The organism is Pseudomonas sp. NPDC087639 (assembly GCF_044743385.1).
Lineage (GTDB): Bacteria > Pseudomonadota > Gammaproteobacteria > Pseudomonadales > Pseudomonadaceae > Aquipseudomonas.
In genome coordinates this window covers 20,870-37,705 of record NZ_JBIUWI010000046.1, presented here as the reverse complement: position 1 = coordinate 37,705, position 16,836 = coordinate 20,870, and the positions used below count along the sequence as shown (strand labels likewise).

The 16,836-nt window shown below is 60.1% G+C and carries 19 protein-coding genes and 1 pseudogene; 11 read left to right on the top strand and 9 right to left on the bottom strand.

Going from position 1 to position 16,836, the window contains the following annotated elements:
* The 5 genes and pseudogenes from ribH to nrdR all read right to left on the bottom strand — a co-directional run.
* Positions 1-76 (bottom strand): annotated as a pseudogene (ribH, locus tag ACIOVB_RS18945) (6,7-dimethyl-8-ribityllumazine synthase); the annotation flags it as partial.
* A 91-nt stretch (positions 77-167) separates the two neighbouring features.
* A complete protein-coding gene (gene ribBA, locus ACIOVB_RS18940; protein WP_187678779.1) occupies positions 168-1,259 on the bottom strand; it encodes a bifunctional 3,4-dihydroxy-2-butanone-4-phosphate synthase/GTP cyclohydrolase II in 1,092 nt (363 codons plus the stop codon).
* A 16-nt stretch (positions 1,260-1,275) separates the two neighbouring features.
* Positions 1,276-1,938, bottom strand: a complete 663-nt coding sequence (locus ACIOVB_RS18935; protein ID WP_401270274.1) for a riboflavin synthase — start codon at positions 1,936-1,938, stop codon at positions 1,276-1,278.
* A 47-nt stretch (positions 1,939-1,985) separates the two neighbouring features.
* On the bottom strand, positions 1,986-3,119 hold the full coding sequence (gene ribD / locus ACIOVB_RS18930) for a bifunctional diaminohydroxyphosphoribosylaminopyrimidine deaminase/5-amino-6-(5-phosphoribosylamino)uracil reductase RibD (protein WP_401270271.1): 1,134 nt from the start codon (positions 3,117-3,119) through the stop codon (positions 1,986-1,988).
* Positions 3,116-3,580, bottom strand: coding sequence for a transcriptional regulator NrdR (gene nrdR / locus ACIOVB_RS18925; RefSeq protein ID WP_007910946.1), 465 nt, complete (start codon positions 3,578-3,580; stop codon positions 3,116-3,118). The genes ribD and nrdR overlap by 4 nt, the downstream gene beginning before the upstream one ends.
* Before the next feature lie 128 nt (positions 3,581-3,708).
* Between nrdR and ACIOVB_RS18920 the strand changes: the two genes are divergently transcribed.
* The 3 genes from ACIOVB_RS18920 to trxA are packed head-to-tail and all read left to right on the top strand — an operon-like array spanning position 3,709 to position 5,748.
* Positions 3,709-4,173, top strand: a complete 465-nt coding sequence (locus tag ACIOVB_RS18920; RefSeq protein ID WP_187678776.1) for a YbaY family lipoprotein — start codon at positions 3,709-3,711, stop codon at positions 4,171-4,173.
* Entirely contained in the window at positions 4,170-4,844 is a 675-nt protein-coding gene (locus ACIOVB_RS18915) for a class I SAM-dependent methyltransferase (protein WP_401270266.1), read from the top strand. The genes ACIOVB_RS18920 and ACIOVB_RS18915 overlap by 4 nt, the downstream gene beginning before the upstream one ends.
* A 31-nt stretch (positions 4,845-4,875) precedes the next feature.
* Positions 4,876-5,748 (top strand): thioredoxin, encoded by an 873-nt coding sequence (trxA, locus tag ACIOVB_RS18910; RefSeq protein ID WP_401270263.1) that lies wholly within the window; start codon positions 4,876-4,878, stop codon positions 5,746-5,748.
* Positions 5,749-5,752: 4 nt separating this feature from the next.
* On the opposite strand, the gene ACIOVB_RS18905 is transcribed toward trxA, so the two are convergent.
* Positions 5,753-6,109 (bottom strand): hypothetical protein, encoded by a 357-nt coding sequence (locus ACIOVB_RS18905; RefSeq protein ID WP_401270260.1) that lies wholly within the window; start codon positions 6,107-6,109, stop codon positions 5,753-5,755.
* Positions 6,110-6,244: 135 nt separating this feature from the next.
* Here ACIOVB_RS18905 and ACIOVB_RS18900 point away from each other — a divergent pair, with 135 nt between their 5' ends.
* The 8 genes from ACIOVB_RS18900 (at position 6,245) to ACIOVB_RS18865 (ending at position 12,528) form a co-directional block, all read left to right on the top strand.
* Complete coding sequence (locus tag ACIOVB_RS18900; RefSeq protein WP_401270258.1) at positions 6,245-6,826, top strand: PAAR domain-containing protein; 582 nt, start codon at positions 6,245-6,247, stop codon at positions 6,824-6,826.
* On the top strand, positions 6,823-7,773 hold the full coding sequence (locus tag ACIOVB_RS18895) for a CHAP domain-containing protein (protein WP_401270255.1): 951 nt from the start codon (positions 6,823-6,825) through the stop codon (positions 7,771-7,773). The genes ACIOVB_RS18900 and ACIOVB_RS18895 overlap by 4 nt, the downstream gene beginning before the upstream one ends.
* Positions 7,770-8,336, top strand: a complete 567-nt coding sequence (locus ACIOVB_RS18890) for a hypothetical protein (protein ID WP_401270253.1) — start codon at positions 7,770-7,772, stop codon at positions 8,334-8,336. Before ACIOVB_RS18895 ends, ACIOVB_RS18890 begins: the two co-directional genes overlap by 4 nt.
* 158 nt (positions 8,337-8,494) lie before the next feature.
* The gene (locus tag ACIOVB_RS18885; protein ID WP_401270250.1) at positions 8,495-9,088 is read left to right on the top strand and encodes a DUF2796 domain-containing protein; all 594 of its coding nucleotides are present in this window, start codon (positions 8,495-8,497) and stop codon (positions 9,086-9,088) included.
* A 75-nt stretch (positions 9,089-9,163) separates the two neighbouring features.
* On the top strand, positions 9,164-9,874 hold the full coding sequence (locus ACIOVB_RS18880) for an ABC transporter ATP-binding protein (protein ID WP_187678771.1): 711 nt from the start codon (positions 9,164-9,166) through the stop codon (positions 9,872-9,874).
* 1 nt (position 9,875) lies between these two features.
* The gene (locus ACIOVB_RS18875) at positions 9,876-11,141 is read left to right on the top strand and encodes an ABC transporter permease (RefSeq protein WP_401270248.1); all 1,266 of its coding nucleotides are present in this window, start codon (positions 9,876-9,878) and stop codon (positions 11,139-11,141) included.
* Between the two features lie 11 nt (positions 11,142-11,152).
* Entirely contained in the window at positions 11,153-11,671 is a 519-nt protein-coding gene (locus ACIOVB_RS18870; protein ID WP_187678769.1) for a DUF3299 domain-containing protein, read from the top strand.
* A 158-nt stretch (positions 11,672-11,829) separates the two neighbouring features.
* Positions 11,830-12,528, top strand: a complete 699-nt coding sequence (locus ACIOVB_RS18865; RefSeq protein WP_187678768.1) for an OmpW family protein — start codon at positions 11,830-11,832, stop codon at positions 12,526-12,528.
* A gap of 179 nt (positions 12,529-12,707) precedes the next feature.
* Here the strand turns inward: ACIOVB_RS18865 and ACIOVB_RS18860 are convergent, their stop codons facing one another.
* The 3 genes from ACIOVB_RS18860 to ACIOVB_RS18850 all read right to left on the bottom strand — a co-directional run bounded on the left by ACIOVB_RS18860 (position 12,708) and on the right by ACIOVB_RS18850 (position 16,802).
* Positions 12,708-13,637: an NAD-dependent epimerase/dehydratase family protein gene (locus ACIOVB_RS18860; protein ID WP_401270245.1), complete on the bottom strand. Its 930-nt coding sequence runs from the start codon at positions 13,635-13,637 to the stop codon at positions 12,708-12,710.
* Positions 13,630-14,514 carry a sugar nucleotide-binding protein gene (locus tag ACIOVB_RS18855; protein ID WP_100847084.1) on the bottom strand — a complete coding sequence of 295 codons (885 nt, stop codon included), beginning with the start codon at positions 14,512-14,514 and terminating at the stop codon, positions 13,630-13,632. The genes ACIOVB_RS18860 and ACIOVB_RS18855 overlap by 8 nt, the downstream gene beginning before the upstream one ends.
* A 182-nt stretch (positions 14,515-14,696) precedes the next feature.
* Positions 14,697-16,802 carry a mechanosensitive ion channel family protein gene (locus tag ACIOVB_RS18850; RefSeq protein WP_401270242.1) on the bottom strand — a complete coding sequence of 702 codons (2,106 nt, stop codon included), beginning with the start codon at positions 16,800-16,802 and terminating at the stop codon, positions 14,697-14,699.
* Positions 16,803-16,836: the final 34 nt, after the last annotated feature.

Here is a 16,836-nt window from a genome sequence, read left to right as displayed (position 1 = left end):
TGTTGAAACGGCCCACTACCAAAGCGTAGCGGCCTTTAGGGGCGATGAAGGTACCTTCGATGGTCTTCAGGGTCATTCGTCAGATCTCTTAAAGAGCCGGGACGCGTTTGCTACGCATCCCTCAGTGATTTATTTGCCGCGAAATCAGGGCCGGAAACAACCGGTCATTATTCGGAGGGCACGTATTCTACAACTTCCAGATCGAAACCGGATATCGCATTAAATTTCATTGGCGCCGACATCAGGCGCATTTTGCGTACGCCAAGGTCGCGCAGGATCTGCGAACCGGCACCAACGATGCTGTAAGTAGTCGGTTTTTTCACCACAGCCTGATCGGCGGTTTCGCGGATGTGCGCCAGCAACACGTCGCCATCGAGCGGGTGACCGAGCAACAGCACCACACCGCTGCCAGCCTCGGCAACCGCCGTCATGGCGGCGCGCAGACTCCAGCGGCCCGGTTGTTTGACCATCAACAGGTCGCGCAGCGGGTCCATGTTGTGTACGCGAACCAGTGTTGGCTCTTCGGCGCAAACGGTGCCCAGCGTCAGGGCCATGTGCACATCGCCTTCCACGGAATCACGATAGGTCACCAGGTTGAAATGGCCCAGTTCGCTGTCCAGTGGCTGCTCGGCAATCCGCTGAACGGTACGTTCGTGGATCATCCGGTAGTGAATCAGGTCGGCAATGGTGCCGATCTTGATGTTGTGTTCGGCGGCGAAGGCTTCCAGTTCGGTGCGACGGGACATGGTGCCGTCGTCGTTCATCACTTCGCAGATCACGCCGCTCGGCTCGAAACCGGCCATGCGCGCCAGGTCGCAAGCGGCTTCGGTGTGGCCGGCACGCGCCAGGGTGCCACCGGCCTGCGCCATCAGCGGGAAGATATGGCCGGGGCTGACGATGTCTTCAGCCTTGGCGTCTTTGGCGGCAGCCGCTTGCACGGTGCGCGCACGGTCGGCAGCGGAAATGCCGGTGGTCACGCCTTCGGCGGCTTCGATCGACACGGTGAACTTGGTACCAAAACCGGAACCGTTGCGTGGCGCCATCAGCGGCAGCTTCAGCAGTTCGCAGCGCTCACGGCTCATCGGCATGCAGATCAGGCCACGGGCGTGCTTGGCCATGAAGTTGATGTGCTCGGCCTTGCAGCATTCGGCGGCCATGATCAGGTCGCCTTCGTTCTCGCGGTCTTCGTCATCCATGAGGATGACCATCTTGCCTTGGCGGATGTCTTCAACCAGTTCTTCGATGCTATTGAGCGCCACAAGGCACCCCCTTGGGTCAGGATTTGAGATAGCCGTTGGCGGCCAGAAAGCTTTCAGTAATGCCACCAGCGCTTGGCTCTGCGGCCTTGTCGCCGAGGAGCAGACGCTCCAGATAACGCGCCAGCAAGTCGACTTCCAGGTTCACTCGGCGACCTGGCTTGTAGGAAGCCATGATGGTTTCGCTCAGGGTGTGCGGGATGATCGTCAGCATGAACTCGGCGCCATCGACCGCGTTCACGGTCAGGCTCGTGCCGTCGACGGTGATCGAGCCTTTATGGGCGATGTACTTGGCCAGCTCTTTCGGTGCGCGGATGCGAAATTCCACGGCGCGGGCATTATCAGCGCGGGAGACGATTTCACCGACACCGTCGACGTGACCGCTGACCAAGTGCCCGCCGAGACGGGTGGTCGGGGTCAGGGCTTTTTCCAGATTGACCGGGCTGCCGCTTTTCAGGTCGTTCATGGCGGTGCAGTCGAGGGTTTCGCGGCTGACGTCGGCAGCGAAGCCGTCGCCCGGCAGCTCAACGGCCGTCAGGCAGACGCCGTTGACCGCGATGCTGTCGCCGAGTTTGACGTCGCTCAGGTCGAGCTTGCCGGTTTCAACATGCACCCGCACATCGCCGCCCTTTGGGGTCAATGCACGGATACTGCCGATGGATTCGATGATGCCGGTACACATGGGGTTCTCCTTGAGAACGAAGCCAGCGCTAACGCGATGGCCGGGAATTATACGCTCGCCGAAAGGACAGGGATGGCAGTGACTCGCCAGTCATCGCCAACCGCGCGGATTTCAGTGATTTTCAGCTCGGGAGCGTCCTTCATGTAGCTCAGCGGCCAATCCAAAAGCGGACGCGCCGTGGAACCGAGGAACTTGCCGGCGATGAAGATCACGAACTCATCGACCAGACCGAGCTGGGCAAAGGCACCGGCCAGTCGCGGGCCGGCCTCGACCAGCACTTCGTTGACGCCACGGTTGGCCAGTTCGATCAGTAATTGATGCAAATCGACCTGACCGTCATCACCCGGCACGATCAAACATTCCGGGCCATTGGCGTATTGCTCTTCGACCGCCATGCAGGTGGCGACCAACGCCGGACCAGCCTTGAAGAACGGCGCGTCCAGCGGCACCCGCAGGCGTCCGTCGATCAGCACGCGCAGCGGCGGACGGCTCATGGCCAGTGCGGTTTGCCCGGCATCCAGACCCAGCTCATCAGCGCGCACGGTCAAGCGTGCGCCGTCAGCCAGCACCGTGTCGGCGCCGGTCAGCACCACCGCCGCTTGCGCGCGCAAACGCTGCACCGCCGAACGTGCTGCCGGGCCGGTGATCCATTGACTCTCGCCGCTTTCCATCGCCGTGCGGCCGTCGAGACTCATGGCCAGTTTGACCCGCACGAACGGCAAGCCGTGTTCCATGCGTTTCAGAAAACCCTGATTGAGCTTGCGCGCTTCAGCTTCCAGCACGCCGCTTTCAGTCGCAATGCCGGCATCGGCCAGACGTAGCAAGCCACGGCCCGCCACTTGCGGGTTCGGATCACGCATCGCCGCGACCACCCGAGCCACGCCGGCATTGACCAACGCATCGGCGCACGGCGGGGTGCGGCCATGGTGGCTGCACGGCTCGAGGGTGACGTAAGCGGTCGCCCCCCGGGCCAGCTCACCGGCAGCGCGCAAGGCGTGGACTTCAGCGTGAGGCTCGCCGGCGCGTTCGTGCCAGCCTTCGCCGACGATCTGCCCGTCCCGCACCACCACGCAGCCAACCCGGGGATTAGGATGCGTGGTGTAGTGACCTTTGCGCGCCAGTTCCAGCGCGCGGGCCATGAAGTGGGCGTCGAGGATGGCCTGCTCGGCGGCGCTGGTCATTCTTTCACCGGTTCGCGGGCGAGGCGGTCGATCTCTTCCCGGAACTCGTTGAGGTCCTGGAAGCGCTTGTAGACCGAAGCGAAACGGATGTAGGCGACTTCATCAAGCTTTTGCAGCTCGGCCATCACCAGTTCGCCGACCACGAGGGATTTGACCTCGCGCTCGCCGGTGGCGCGCAGCTTGTGCTTGATGTGAACCAAAGAGGATTCGAGGCGCTCGACGCTCACCGGACGCTTCTCCAGGGCGCGTTGCATGCCCGCGCGGAGTTTTTCTTCGTCGAACGGCTGGCGGCTGCCATCGGTTTTGATCAGGCGCGGCAACACCAGTTCGGCCGTCTCGAATGTCGTGAAACGTTCGCCGCAGGCCAGGCATTCACGCCGGCGGCGCACCTGTTCGCCCTCGGCGACCAGACGCGAGTCGATGACCTTGGTGTCGTTGGCACCGCAGAAGGGACAGTGCATGGTGGCTGGCAACAAAAAAAGGGAGGGCCATGGTAGCGCATCCCGGTGGCAAGACAAGCCATAGGGTTTGCGGTATACAGACTGGCATGATCGTTTGATCCATGGATTTCATTTTGCCGGAGCTGCCAATGTCGTTACGTCCGCTCGTTTTGCTCAGTTTTTTAAGCCTGCTGGTGGCCTGCAGCAGCGATGCGCCCAAGCCTCAGCCGCCCACTCCAGGCCCGGCGCCACAGCAGGCGCAGAAAAAAGCCAAGGAAGCCGCCGACCTCGGCCCGTTGCCGGCGTATCAGCGCGAACTGAGTGGCACCCTGCAAGGTGTGCCGGCCGGTGCCGAAGTCGAACTGGCGCTACTGGTGATCGATGCAAAGGATCGTCCGCAGCAATTGCTCGCCAGTTCCAGCCTGATCGGCAACAACCAGATTCTGCCGTTCCATGTGCGCTTCAACCCCGAGGCCTTCCCGGCCGGGGCGCGGGTTGAACTGCGTGGCCGCGCCAGCCAGTCTGGCCAGTTGATCCTGCATCTGCCGTCGCAAACCATTACCCAGCCGACCACTCAGGCATTGGGCCAACTGCAATTCGTCAAAGCACCATGAATGCACCGCTCGACCTGCAACAGGCGTTGGGTGAACTGCTCGGCGACGCCAGACTGAAAGCCTGTGCGTTGCCGGACACCGATTTGCAGTTGTGGCTGATTGACGGCGACAACATGGCGCGCGAATTCAGCCAGGAAGAAACCCAACGAATTCTGCACGAGCCGCCCTACTGGAGCTTTTGCTGGGCCAGTGGTCTGGCGGTGGCGCGTTATCTGGCAGAGTTTCCCAAGTGGGTGCGCGGCAAACGCGTCCTGGATTTTGGCGCGGGTTCCGGCATCGCCGGGATTGCGGCGGTGAAGGCCGGGGCGTTGGAAGTGGTGGCCTGCGATCTCGATCCGCTGGCGATCGCGGCGTGTCGGGCGAATGCCGAACTCAACGATGTGCAGATGAGTTATTCGACGGATTTCTTCGCCGAAGCGGATCGCTTTGACCTGATTCTGGTGGCTGATGTGTTGTATGACCGGGCGAATCTGCCGTTGCTCGATGCGTTTCTCAGCCGTGGCCGTGAAGCGCTGGTGGCCGATTCGCGGGTTCGGGATTTTCGCCATCCGTTGTATGAGCGCATTGAAATGCTTGAGGCGATGACCTTGCCGGATCTGGCGGAGCCGGAAGAGTTTCGGCATGTGAGCCTTTACCACGCGCGTCGCGATCTTTTGCGCCACCCCTTATAGTGCGTTCATTGACGCTTAAAAGAGATCCCCCATGAGTCAACAAACGCCGTACATCTTCGACGCCACGACTGCCGACTTCGACCAGTCGGTGATCGAGGCTTCCTTCAATAAACCCGTGCTGGTGGATTTCTGGGCCGAATGGTGTGCGCCGTGCAAGGCGCTGATGCCGATGCTGCAAGGCATTGCCGAGAGCTATCAGGGCGAGTTGCTGCTGGCCAAGGTCAACTGTGACATCGAGCAGGACATCGTTGCCCGCTTCGGCATTCGCAGCCTGCCGACCGTGGTGCTGTTCAAGGACGGTCAACCGGTCGACGGTTTTGCCGGCGCGCAACCGGAATCCGCCGTACGTGCCTTGCTCGAACCCCATGTGCAGATGCCGGCGCCGGCCGCGGCCGATCCATTCGAACAGGCTCAGGCCTTGTTCGATGACGGTCGTTACGCCGATGCCGAAGCCGCGCTGGTGATCATGCTCAACGAAGACAACACCAACGCCAAAGCGCTGATCCTGTACGCCCGCTGCCTGACCGAGCGCGGCGAACTGGACGAAGCGCAAACCGTGCTCGACGCGGTCAAGAGCGATGAGCACAAAGCCGCGCTCGCCGCGGCGAAGGCGCAGATCAAATTTCTGGGCCTTGCCCGCGACCTGCCGGACGCTGCCGACCTGAAAACCCGCCTGGCGCAAAACCCGCAGGACGATGAAGCGGTGTATCAACTGGCGATTCAGCAACTGGCTCGTCAGCAATACGAAGCGGCTCTGGATGCCTTGCTCAAGCTGTTCATCCGTAATCGCAGCTACGGCGAAGGTTTGCCGCACAAGACGTTGTTGCAGGTGTTCGAGTTGTTGGGCAACGATCACCCTCTGGTGACCGCCTACCGTCGCAAGTTGTTTGCCGCGCTGTACTAAGCGTTTACTCGATCCAGCTGTAGAGCGGCGTATCCCCGCCGCTCACCACTTTCACATCCGAACTGTGCCGCAGCCGCACCAGCAAGCGTTTGCCTGCCCCTGCGCTGCCGGTCAGGCCTTCCAGTTGTTCGAGCAGATCCGGCCCGCTGAGTTGCCCGGCCTTGCGCAGCAAATCCCGGGCAGCCTGCCACAACGCATCGTCCTGATTGAGCGGTTTCGCCGCTGGCGCCGAAGCGGCCACCGCTTGAACGATATGCGGCTGACCGCCGAGGGCTGAGCCGAGCTTCGCCCAATCGCTGTCATCCAGTTCCACCGTCAAATCCACCAGCACGTCGCCGACGGTTCCACGTATCCGCAACATTGAGTTCGCTCCCACATATTTCTGACCTGCATGCTCCCACGGGACTTGTGTAACGCCAAGCGCACAGCATCACAGGCCTCTGGTTTTTATCGAGCAATCGTCTACATTGGTCTCTTTTCCATGGGAAGGATGCCCATGTCTTCAGGACGAAAACTGGCCTCGAAGGGAGGCCCGACCTCTACGGGTGGCGTGATACTTGAGGGAAATGAAAACCTCAATATCGAAGGAAAGATCATCGCTTCCATCGGACAATTGGCCAGTTGTCCGGTATGCGGTCCCGGCAAAGGCCCGATCGTGGCGGTGGGTGAAAGAACACTGATATTGCCTGCTGGCCCGGCTGCGTTGGTAGATGACTATGTCGCCTGCGGCTGCCCGCCCATGTCCAACAAGTTGTTGCCCCAACAACATAGTGGTTTTGCCGGAATAGGCCGCCCTGCCCCGATCGACATCGGCCCGTCAATTGCCGCGGTGACTTCGTATCGTTATCTACAAGTGATCATCGAACGCTTGGACGACACCGAAAAACCCGGACTGGCCTACAAACTCAAGGACAAGAAAAAGGTGGCTGTCTTGCAAGACAGCACCTGTAACGCCACAGGCGAGGGCTGCGAACACCCTGTAAAAAACCACGCGGATTACGACACCCTGTTGGTCGGGGAGGATTCCGACTGGACGTTTTACGCCTACGAAGAACCTATGATTCAGGACCTGCCATGAAATCGGAAATCAAACTGGTCTTTAAAGACTTTCTGATGCAGTCACCAACAGGCGTTAAGTTTCAGTTGCTGGTGGACGGACTGGTCATTGACGACAACATTATTCAGAACGATGACAAACCCCGAGTTTACTCACTCATCTCTGACAAGGGGCAAACCGGCATCACTCTCTCGGGTACAAAGAAACTACCCTCGGTAAAAACCCGCGATAGCCACGAAGTTACTGTTCAGATCGTCGGCGCATCGGGAGCGACAAAGGCTATGCACACAGCCACGTTGACCGAAGGCAAATCACTGTCGATTGTCGCCGTCTCACCGTGGGTGAAGGTGCCCTTGTCCACAAGCGGTGCCGTTTCGAATGACACCTTTTACGAGGTGGAGTACGGGGTCAAACGCAAAAACGAGACCCGCACCGTAAAAGTAGTCATCCAGGATATGCCGCGCCGAATATTGATGGAGGCGCTTTCACACCGAGGTTCCACGCAATGGGCAGGCAACAAAAGCAAACAGTCTTTGGCGCATCCAACGCTAAAGCAAAGTGTGGAATTCCCGGCAAACACGAACAAATGCAATCTGTTTGTCTACGACGTGCTGACTTCGATCGGGGTCAATGTAGCGTTGATCGAACATGGAAAATCCAAATACCTGCCGTATTTCTCCAAGGTCAGTCCACCGCTGGCGGGTGAATGGGCCGACAGCGGACGACTTCTCAATAGCTGGAAGGTGGAACGTTCGCCTTTGCCGGGCGATGTCGGTGCTTATGCGGTCAATTACTCGGATGCCAGCGGGCACGTGGGTTTTGTCCTGACTCAGGGCGTCTGCATTTCCGCAGGCTGGGAGAAAGTAGAAGTCAATGATGCAGGCTTTCGTCATGCGTCGGGCAACGCGGTGGAAAGTGACCATGACTTCACCATTTTTCGACGTTACAAACACAGCAAACCACAATGAAACGACTTTCTTGGATAATCCTGACTGCTTCACTTCTATTCATCGTCGCATGGCGCTTTTGGTCGCCTGCCGACCTTTCAGCCTGTACTTCCAAAAACACAGAGCCAGGTCAGCTTACCGCCGTAATTCGCGATTACTTTGAGGGAAATAGCCGTATCGACTGGCGGGATCTGGATGACCGTTTCGACATACTTTCTACTCCCGAAGGCCAAAAAATCGCTGGTCAACCACAGGCGTATGTTTGCGAAGCATTGCAGATTCTGCGAAGTCCAACGTTCAGTCAGAGCGAAAAAATCTTCACCACTGCACTCATGTTTCAGCTGCCGATCAATCAGTACATGGGCTTCATGGATCGCACCCATCAACTCTACGCAGAGGAAAAAATTGATCGGGAAGTGATGACACTTGTAGTACTTCCCCGCGGAACAGCCATCAACTACTGGTGGCTGCCAGCCTGGCGCGAGCGCTTTAGTCGCGATGCGCCGAGCGTGCTAGACGCAAATTTGATCAAGCATGTGCTATCGGGACATTACTGGTTCGACTATCCCGGCACTGGCTTCTGACTCTAAAAGTGTGAACTCCAATCCATGCACCGCCCCGGAATCTGTCCCGGGCGGTGCTCAGTCATGTCTTGCGCAAAGCGGAGCGCACGGGCAAACTCTGCGCACTTTCGTTATAAGATTACATAACAAACTCTTCACTTTACTTCCCGGAGACCGCCATGCGTCGTCTGCTGCTCGCTTTGCCGTTTGCCCTGTTGCCGCTGGCCATCGCCCATGCTGCTGATGAGCATGACCACGATCATGAACACGGCAGCCTTGGCGCGCACGAACATGGAGTCGGTCGTTTGAACGCCGCGCTGGATGGCCAGACTCTGGAACTGGAGCTGGAAAGCCCGGCGATGAACCTGGTCGGTTTCGAACACGCCGCCACCACGGATGCCGACAAGGCCAAAGTCGCCGCCGCCCGCGCCCAACTGGAAAAGCCTCTGACGCTGTTCAAGCTGCCAGCCGCTGCCGGTTGCAAAGTGGTGAGTCAGGAACTGGAAAGTCCGTTGTTCGGTGACAAGCCGGATGCCGATGATCACGACGACGGTGAAGCGGGCAAGGACGGCCACGAGCATCATCACGACCACAGTGAAATCCACGCGCACTATCAGTTCAAGTGCGCAGCTCCGGGCGCCTTGAAGACGCTGGATCTGGCGAACATTTTCAGCACCTTCCCGGCGACGCAGAAAATTCAGGTACAACTGATCAGTGCCAGCGGTCAGCAAGGCACCGAAGTGACGGCCAAGGCTGCTGCGCTGAAGTTCTGATTCCAACGCTGTCCTGTGCAGGAGCTGCCGAAGGCTGCTCCCGCAGGGGCTATGAAAACTTTTGAAACTGGCGCCATGACCCAAGCACTCATCGAACTGTCCGACCTGGGCTTCAGTTGGCCCGGCCACCCGCCGCTGCTGGACATCCCGGCGTTTCGTCTGGAGCCGGGTGAAACCCTGTTCCTCAAAGGCCCCAGCGGCAGCGGCAAGACCACCCTGCTCGGCCTGCTCGGCGGTGTGCAGAAACCCGATCGTGGCAGCATTCGCCTGCTCGGCCAGGAACTGACCGCACTGTCCGCCGGCGCCCGCGACACCTTCCGCGTCGATCACACCGGCTATATCTTCCAGCAGTTCAACCTGCTGCCGTTTCTCTCGGTGCGTGAGAACGTCGAACTGCCCTGCCACTTCTCCAGGCTGCGGGCCGAACGGGCGAAGCAGCGTCACGGCAGCGTCGATCAAGCCGCCGCCACCCTGCTTGCTCACTTGGGTTTGAAGGACGAAAGCATCCTCAGTCGCCGCGCCGACTCGTTGTCGATCGGCCAGCAACAAAGGGTCGCCGCCGCCCGTGCCTTGATCGGACAGCCGGAACTGGTGATCGCAGACGAACCGACCTCGGCGCTGGATTACGACGCTCGGGAAAACTTCATTCGCCTGTTGTTCGCCGAATGCCGCGAGGCCGGTTCGAGTCTGTTGTTCGTCAGCCACGACCAAAGTCTGGCGCCGCTGTTCGACCGTCACCTGTCCCTGGCCGAACTCAATCGCGCCGCCACGTCTGCCGAGGTCTGAGATGTATCTGTTCCGTCTGGCCATGGCCAGCCTGGCCAACCGCCGCTTCACCGCGTTGCTCACCGCATTCGCCATCGCCCTGTCGGTCTGCTTGCTGCTCGCCGTCGAGCGGGTGCGCACCGAGGCCAAAGCCAGTTTCGCCAGCACCATCAGCGGCACTGACTTGATCGTCGGCGCCCGTTCCGGCTCGGTGAATCTGCTGCTGTACTCGGTGTTTCGCATCGGCAACGCCACCAACAACATCCGCTGGGACAGCTTCGAACACTTCGCCAACAACCCGAAAGTGAAGTGGGCGATCCCGATGTCCCTCGGCGATTCCCATCGTGGCTACCGGGTGATGGGCACCACCGAAGCGTATTTCGAGCATTACCAGTACGGCCGCCAGCAGCACCTGCAACTGGCCGATGGCCGCGCGTTTGCCACCGATCCGTTTGAAGTGGTGCTCGGCGCCGAAGTCGCCGACGCGCTGCATTACAAGCTTGGCGACAAACTGGTGCTGGCCCATGGCGTAGCGGCGATCAGTCTGGTCAAACACGATGACAAACCTTTCACCGTGGTCGGCATTCTGAAGCGCACCGGCACCCCGGTAGATCGCACCTTGCACATCAGCCTCGGCGGCATGGAGGCGATTCACATTGACTGGCACAACGGCGTGCCGGCGCGGGGCAACGGGCGGATCACGGCCGATCAGGCGCGCAACATGGACCTGGCGCCGCAAGCGATCACCGCGTTCATGCTTGGCCTCAACAGCAAGATTTCCACTTTCGCGCTGCAACGCGAGATCAATGAATTCCGTGGTGAGCCAATGCTGGCGATCCTGCCGGGTGTGGCCTTGCAGGAGTTGTGGAGCCTGATGAGCACCGCCGAGAAAGCGCTGTTCGTAGTCTCGCTGTTCGTGGTGCTGACCGGTTTGATCGGCATGCTCACGGCGATTCTCACCAGCCTTAACGAGCGTCGCCGCGAGATGGCGATTCTGCGTTCAGTCGGTGCGCGGCCGTGGCACATCGCGAGCCTGCTGGTGCTGGAAGCCTTTGCCTTGGCGTTGACCGGGGTGATCGCCGGGCTGGCGTTGCTGTATATCGGCATCGCTGCTGCGCAGGGTTATGTGCAGGCCAATTACGGATTGTTCCTGCCGCTGGCGTGGCCGAGCGAGTATGAATGGACGCTGCTCGGTGGCATTCTGGCGGCCGCGCTGCTGATGGGCAGCGTGCCGGCCTGGCGCGCGTATCGCCAATCCTTGGCCGATGGCCTGTCGATTCGTTTATGAGGATGTTTTCCATGCCCCGCGCCGTGCTCGCGCTGTTGTTGCTGGTCGCCCTGCCCGTGTGGGCGGCGGCGCCGAAAGATTTGACCTGGTCGGAAATGATCCCGCCGGACGCGGCGCCGGAAGTGCCGAACATGACCCCGCTGCACGATCTGTCGAAGATGAGCGATGCGCTGTCTGCCGAAGCCGCGCCAGCGGCGAAACAGGACATGCCGAATGCTCCGGTCGTGCAATCACTCGATGGTCAGAACATTCGTCTGCCGGGCTACATCGTGCCGCTGGAGGTCAATGAAGAAGGACGCACCACGGACTTCTTGCTGGTGCCGTATTTCGGCGCCTGCATCCATGTGCCGCCACCGCCGTCGAACCAGATCGTGCATGTGAAAAGCGAGTTGGGCGTGAAGCTCGATGAGTTGTATCAGCCGTATTGGGTCGAAGGGCCGATGCAGGTTAAAGCGTCGAGCAGCGAACTGGCGGATGCCGGGTATCAGATGGAGGCGGACAAGATTTATGTGTATGAGCTGCCGGAGTGAATCCGACAGTTCTGTGTTGTTTGTAAAGGCCTCATCGCTGGAAAAGGTTCCACAAAAGCAGGCTCCTTCACTGTTTCATTGAGCTGAGTCAAAAGACCGTATCAGTTGGCTTCGTACCATAGGACATCAGAAACTTTTAACGTCCTTTTGGAGCCCCCATGAACAAGTCCTTGCTCAGCGCCTCGCTGTTTGCCCTCGCGCTCGCAGCCCCGCTCGCCCACGCTCACGAAGCCGGCGACATCCTGATTCGTGCCGGTGCAATCACCGTCAACCCGAAGGCCGACAGCTCCAGCGTCAAGGTCGATCAGGGTCCGCTGAGCGGCACCAATCTGGGCGGCAAGGCGACCATGAGCAGCGACACTCAACTGGGCCTGAACTTCGCTTACATGCTCACCAACCACGTCGGTATCGAGCTGCTCGCCGCCACGCCGTTCGAACATGATGTGAAGATCAAAGGCACTGCCCTGCCAGCAGCAAACGGCAAACTCGGTACGCTGAAACACCTGCCACCGACCCTCAGCGTCGTCTACTACCCGCTGGATTCGAAGTCGCCGTTTCAACCGTATGTCGGCGGCGGCATCAACTACACCTGGATTTATGACGAGCACGTCGGCAGCGAAGCCAGCGCCAATGGTTTCAGCAACTTCAAGGCGAAAAACTCCTGGGGTCTGGCCTGGCAGGTCGGCGCGGACTACATGCTGACCGACAACATCATGCTCAACGCCCAGGTGCGCTACATCGATATCGATACTCGCGCGACTGTGGAGAACAACGCTGTGGCGCCGGGCACTCGCGCACGGGTGAATGTGGATGTGGATCCGTTCATCTACATGGTGGGTTTGGGCTATAAGTTCTAAGCCCGGTTTACAGAACGTTCACGTGGTGGTGAATGAGGCTTGGTGGTGAGCAGCTTGAACTGAAGGCGACTGCTGCACAGTCGATCGGGGATAAATCCCCTCGCCACAGGGATTGAGATAAATTTCGGCCGTGAAAAAGGCGCCTGTCAAAAGGCGCCTTTTTCATGTCTGCGGTAATGCTATTTTCCGAGCAACCGCGCCAGCCCCACGCTCATCGGCGTCTGCTGTGGCAGTTTGAACCGCTCCAGCAACCGCCGGTTGTTCGCCCGCGAGTGGCGGATGTCGCCCGAGCGTGCCGGGCCGTAGCTGACCGCTGGCAACTCGCCGACCACTGATTGCAGGGCTACAAGCATCTGCTTGAGGCTCATCGCCTCGTTCCAGCCAACATTCACAGGTCCCACGTCCACATCAGGCTTTTCGATCGCCTGCACCAGAATATCGACCAGATCCTCGACATAGAGGAAATCACGCGTCTGCTCACCATCGCCGAACACGGTGATCGGGAGACCTTTCTGCGCGCGTTCGCTGAAAATGCTGATCACACCGGAGTACGGCGAGGACGGATCCTGACGCGGCCCGAAGATGTTGAAGAAGCGGAAGATCGCCGGTTCCAGACCATGCTGGCGACGGTAGAAATCGAAGTAATGCTCGCCGGCCAGTTTGTCCGACGCGTAGGGCGTCAGCGGAGCCTTTGGCGTGTCTTCATCGATCGACTCGCCCTCGCCATTGTTGCCGTACACCGCTGCAGTGGAGGCGTACAACACACGCTTGACCCCTGCCAGACGCATGGCTTCGCAGACATTCAGGGTGCCGATGAAGTTGCTCTGGTGAGTCTTCACCGGATCATCCACCGACGCCTGCACCGAAGCCACCGCCGCCAGGTGGGCGACTGCGCTGCAGCCTTGCATCGCCTGGGCAACGAGCGCAGCGTCGGCGACATCGCCAACGATCAATTCAACCTTGGGATTGTCCAGCGGCAGGTTGCTGCGCTTGCCGGTCGACAGATCGTCCAGCACCCGAACCGAATGCCCTTTGGCGAGCAAGGCGTCGGTCAGATGCGAGCCGATGAAACCGGCTCCGCCGGTGATTAAAACAGTACCTTCAGCCATGACGGTAGAACCTATCCAGTAAGCCCGGGAGCGCGGCACGCCAGGCGCGCGGTTTGATCCCGAAAGTGTGCAGAATTTTCTTGCAGGCGAGCACCGCGTGTTGCGGTTCTTCGGCGGCGTCCGGTCGCGCGGCGTGGGCCTGGGCGGTCGGCGCTTCGATGGCCAGTGCGTGCAGGCTGCGGGCCTCGGTCAGAATCGCCTGACCCAGCGCCAGCGGTGTGGTCGCCTCGTGGCCGGCGTAGTGATAAGTGCCCCACAGCGGCGCTGCGCAATCGAGTTGCTTGAGCACCGAAATGATCACCCGGGCGGCGTCGTCGACCGGTGTTGGATTACCCCGGCGATCATCCGCCATGAGCAATTCTTCCGGTTGCTCGGCGCGGGCAAGGAAACGTCCGAGGGTGCCGTCGGGGCTGTCATCAAGCAGCCAGCCGAAACGCAGCAACACGTGTTGCGGGCACGTCGCGCGAACACTTTGTTCGATGCGCCACAACGCTTGACCGCGCAGGCCCAGCGGCACCGGTTCGTCTTTTTCGCTGTAGGCGGTGGCACGCGAGCCGTCGAACACCCGATAACTGGAGGGTTGCACAAGGACGATGTTGTGATGCTGGCACAGCTCGGCCAGCCGCTCGATCGCGCGTTCCTGCCCGGCCATGCGGCTTTCGCTGACAGTCTCGGCCTGGAACCAGTCGAAATAGTAGGCAAGGTTGATCAACGCATCGGGACGGGTGTCGTCGAGCAGTTGCGTCAGGCTCGCGGCATCCCAGCCGTCTTCGGGGGGGCGGGGGGCGAGGAAACCGATGTCTTCTTCCGCACCGAGGCGAATCAGCGCCTGCCCAAGGGCATTTCCGCCGCCCAGTAACATAAGGCGCATTCGCATAGAGTCAGCAGGCCCAGTCTGATTGGAACGATGGCTTTGGCGACGATGCTTGTGGCGCCGTCGTCGATAATTGCCGGAATCGTTGCATTTTGCGGGTTTAGTGCGCAACCGTCACCCGTAAAGTGTCGATGGCCGGGATTTGCTCGCGAAGGGGCCAGCACTCCCACCACACCATCTTGCAGTCAGGTGAGCGATTGCTGTGGCAGCACCACTGAGGGATGCTCCGGCACCACATCATCCGCCGGCTCGCGTTTGGGCAACAAAACCTGCTGTGGATAAGTCTGCGCGAAATGCACCCAAGGGCTGTTATCCACAAGCTTTTTCAAACGCTGGTTGAAGGCCCGGCTCACCGCGTATTGCCCGCCCGACACCGTGCGGAACTGCGCCGTCAGCACCACGCCGTTGAGATCCATCTTGTCCACGCCAAACACATCCAGCGGCCCTTGCAGGTTGTACTTGAGGAACGGGTCTTCGCGGATCGAATCGCCAGTCTCGCGGATCAACTCGATCGCCTTTTCCACATCCGTGTCGTAGGTGAATTGCACCGAGAAGAACGCATAGGCGAACTGCCGCGATTGGTTGGTGACAGCCTTTATCTGGCCAAACGGCACCGAGTGGACAAAGCCCTTGCCGTCACGCAGGCGCAGGGTGCGAATGGTCAGCCCTTCGACCGTGCCGGCATGCCCGGAATCGAGCACCACCCAATCGCCGATCGACAGGGTGTCTTCGATGATGATGAACAAACCGGTGATCACATCCTGAACCAGCTGTTGCGAACCGAAACCGATGGCCAGACCGACCACCCCGGCACCTGCCAGCAGCGGCGCCACATTGATTCCCAGGTTGGCCATGGTGGTGATCGCGCAGATCACCACGAGGATGATTTTGATCGCGTTGCGCAGCAGCGGCAGAATGGTTTTCACCCGGGTGCTGGGCTGGCGCGCCGCGCGTTTGCTGACCGGTGGTTTCAGCGCTTCCTGAATCGCCGTGTCGAGCACCACCCACAGCAGCCACGTCACCAGAAAGATCAGGCCAATGCTGCTCAGTGCGTTACTGATCGCCCGGCCAACGGTGCTGCTCTGGGCGAAATCGAGCAGCGACACGCCCCAGATCCGCCCGAGGATATCGATGAAGGCAATCGCGATGACGATCCGCAGCAAGGCATGCACGAGACTGAGAAAACGCTCCTTGTAAGCGCTGCTGCGCTGGATCGCTGCCGCTTTATGCGACTTGAACAGGTGCTGGAGGATGGTGCTGAGAAACACCGTGCCGATCAGCAGAACCGTGGTGAACAACGCGCAACGCAGGGCCTTTTGATTGTCTTCGCCAATGCCGATCAGACTCACCGCCGACACCAGCACCATCAGCACGATGGGCCAATACCACAGCCCGGAAAAAATCCGCAGTGACTCCTGCAATGACGGCTGTTTCAGACGCTGGCTCAGCGAACGATTGCGGATCAGATGCGCCACCGGACGGCGTAGGCGAATCACCACCAGGCCAAAGATGACCGAGGCAATCAGCCCGGTGAACACCGCAACGCTGCTGGTGATGTTCCCACCCAATTGCCGGGCGATCTGCGGGCTGGTCAGCGCATCGCTGAGGGCGGCGAGGAAACCGATCAGGAACAGCGGTCGCGGGCAATAACTGCGAATGATCCGCGCGGCCGGGCGTTTGTGGCCGACATTGAACATCACCACCACACACAGCAGCATCGACGTGGAAAAGATGCCGCTGCTGGTCGCGTAGGCAAAACACAACGCCAGCGCTCGCCCCACCGAGGCTTGCAGAAAGTGGCTGACGTACAACGTCAGTGGTAGGCAGATCAGTGCCGGCACGGTGTACGGCAGCAGGTAGCCGAGCAGATCCTGACTGCGCTGGCGCGTGCGAAACCAGCGGCCCTCGCGCAGACGTTTGGCCAACAGGCTGCCGAGCACGGTCAGCAGAGCGAAGCTTCCGAGCCAGACACCGGACAACATCAGGAAGTCCCCGGCAACGCTCCAGCCCGAACGGTTCGACGGTTGATTGACCAATTTGTCGACTTCATCGGCGGCGCGGTCAGCACGCAGGCGCCAGGCGTCGACCAGATGTTCGTTGAGGTCGAGTTTGTCTTGTACGTCATCGATGCTCGAACTGATGGCGCCGAGCAGTCCGCCCTGGACAATCGGCTCGGGTTTGGCCGCCTCCTCTGTGGCGGCAGGAAGACCCGGCAGCGCGGCGGCTTCGAGCTCGTTGGCACCGAGAAACAACAATGCTCCCAGCAGAATGGCGATCCTGAACTTGATCAAAACTCCGATCTCCCGTTGGCTGAACCTGTAAGGA